Genomic DNA, 716 nt, shown 5'->3' on the forward strand with positions numbered 1-716 from the left:
GAGAGATACCCCATGCGTCTGCGTCTTGACAATTTCAAGGGCACGCGGGAGAATCCGATCATTTTCACGATAGATACTGAGGAGCCGTTTGAATTCAACTGGTTCTATTGGTTCGGCATACTCTTCAATGACTGCGCCCATATCGTCTTTGACGGTAGGGGCTATCATAATCTAGATAAGGGGTTCAGAATGATTGCCATGCCGGAATTTGCGAATATCGCCATACAAGTCACCAACTATTCGAACGAGCTTGAATTCTTTGGTATCGAGATCGACAAGGCGGATTTTGACGGATTCATGATCAAGACAGACCCCACGGCCGATAACCCCCAGGGGTGGTGGCCTGCCTATAGGCTGGAAAATCTCAGGCTCCATCATAACCATATTCATGACACGGTCGGAGAAGGGAGCTATCTGGGACACTACAGTCCTAATTATTATACCGGTACCAACAGCAACGGGGAGGAGGTCAGATACCGTGCGCACCACTTGTACAACACCCGCATATACCGTAATATCTATGAGAATCAGGGTTATGACAACTTCCAGCTCAATAATGCCGAAGATGCCGAGATATGCTATAATGAATTCATCAATGGCGGTAACCGTATGGAGAAGGACCAGACATCGGCTCTTGCCCTCGGTCTCAGTGGCAAAATATACAACAATGTCATACGCGGGCATTTCGGCCCTGCCATCCAGTGCCTGTGCATGGG

General features: G+C 48.6%; 1 protein-coding gene. It reads right to left on the reverse strand.

From position 1 onward, the window contains the following. Positions 1 to 171 precede the first annotated feature (171 nt). Positions 172 to 716, reverse strand: a 545-nt coding sequence (locus tag AB5213_RS17070) for a hypothetical protein (protein ID WP_368277026.1), incomplete at its 5' end; no start/stop codon positions are given.

The organism is Coprococcus sp. RTP21204st1_G4_RTP21204_210225, assembly GCF_040915385.1.
Taxonomy (GTDB): Bacteria; Bacillota; Clostridia; order Lachnospirales; family Lachnospiraceae; genus Allocoprococcus; species Allocoprococcus comes.